The organism is Saccharopolyspora sp. NPDC045941, from assembly GCF_056431445.1.
This window is the reverse complement of the sequence record NZ_JBWKKU010000169.1, coordinates 1-1,192: the sequence shown is the minus strand read 5'-3', so window position 1 is coordinate 1,192 and position 1,192 is coordinate 1. Positions and strand designations below refer to the sequence as shown.

The window sequence follows — 1,192 nt, the reverse complement described above, 5'->3', positions numbered from 1 at the left end:
AGCGGTTCTGTGATCGTGGCGGGGGCGCGTACTCCGATGGGGCGGTTGCTGGGGTCGCTGAAGGATTTCTCGGGTGCGCAGTTGGGTGGGTTCGCGATCCGGGCTGCGTTGGAGCGGGCCGGGGTGCGGCCGGATCAGGTCGAGTACACGATCATGGGTCAGGTGCTGACGGCGGGTGCGGGGCAGATTCCGGCGCGGCAGGCCGCGGTGGCGGCGGGCATTCCGATGGATGTGCCGGCGTTGACGATCAACAAGGTGTGCTTGTCGGGGCTGGATGCGATCGCGTTGGCGGATCAGTTGATCCGGGCGGGTGAGTTCGATGTGGTGGTCGCGGGTGGTCAGGAGTCGATGACGCGGGCGCCGCATCTGCTGGCGGGGTCGCGTGAGGGCTTCAAGTTCGGTGATGTGCAGATGCTGGATCACATGTCGCATGATGGTTTGTTCTGCGCGTTCGATCAGGTCGCGATGGGGTTGTCCACGGAGAAGCACAACGCGCGGTACGGGTTGACGCGTGAGGAGCAGGACGCGTTCGCGGCGCGGTCGCATCAGCGTGCGGCGGCGGCTGCGGGGCGGGGTGTGTTCGCGGAGGAGATCGCGCCGGTGGAGGTGCCGCGGCGCAAGGGTGATCCGCTGGTGGTGGACGCGGATGAGGGTATTCGGGCGGATACCACGGTGGAGGGGTTGGCGAGGTTGCGTCCGGCGTTCGCGTCGGATGGGACGATCACGGCGGGGTCGGCGTCGCAGATTTCCGATGGTGCGGCGGCGGTGGTGGTGATGAGCCGGGCGAAGGCCGAGGAGTGGGGGTTGTCCTGGCTGGCCGAGGTCGGTGCGCATGGTGTGGTCGCGGGGCCGGATGCGAGTTTGCATGAGCAGCCGTCGAATGCGATCAGGGCGGCGTGTGCGCGGGAGCGGATCGAGGCGGCGGATCTGGATCTGGTGGAGATCAATGAGGCGTTCGCGGCGGTGGGGATCGCGTCGATGCGTGCGTTGGGTGTTGATGAGGATCGGGTGAACGTCAATGGTGGTGCGATCGCGTTGGGGCATCCGATCGGGATGTCGGGTGCGCGGTTGGCGTTGCATTTGGCGTTGGAGTTGAAGCGTCGTGGTGGTGGGGTTGGTGCGGCGGCGTTGTGCGGTGGTGGTGGGCAGGGTGACGCCCTGATCCTCCGCGTACCGACAGCCTGACCCCGGC

At 67.4% G+C, this 1,192-nt stretch carries 1 protein-coding gene; it reads left to right on the top strand.

What is annotated here, in order from left to right:
• On the top strand, positions 1–1,185 hold a 1,185-nt coding region (locus AC07FN_RS45910; RefSeq protein WP_478401387.1), incomplete at its 5' end, for an acetyl-CoA C-acetyltransferase.
• Positions 1,186–1,192: the final 7 nt, after the last annotated feature.